This is a genomic window from Bradyrhizobium sp. USDA3010 (genome assembly GCF_056429065.1).
Genome location: NZ_JBWJZD010000148.1, coordinates 1 through 370, shown reverse-complemented (window position 1 = coordinate 370; position 370 = coordinate 1). Strand labels below are relative to the sequence as shown.

Below are 370 nucleotides of genomic sequence, written 5' to 3'. Positions count from 1 at the left end.
CGCGCTCGACCTTCTGGTGGTCCAAATCGACGGGCTGCATCTCGGCGACGATCTCGTGCTGGTCGCCGCGATCGGGGTTGACGGCGAAGGCAACAAGCATCCGCTGGCGCTGGTGGAAGGGGCGACCGAGAATGCCGCACCGGTTCAGGCTGGTCTCGCGCGGGCTCGACCCGACGGTGCCAAGACTGTTCATCGCCGACGGCGCGAAGGCGTTGTCGAAGGCGATCCGCCGCACCTTCGGTTCGGCCGCTGCGATCCAGCGCTGCCAGATCCACAAGGCGCGCAACATCATGGAACGCCTGCCGAAAGAGCATCATGCGGCCACCCGTCGGGTGCTGCGCCAGGCCTGGGAGCTCGATGACGCCGACAA

1 pseudogene is annotated in these 370 nt (G+C 67.0%); it reads left to right on the top strand.

The window, feature by feature from the left end:
• Positions 1-370 (top strand): annotated as a pseudogene (locus tag AC066Y_RS43350) (transposase); the annotation flags it as partial.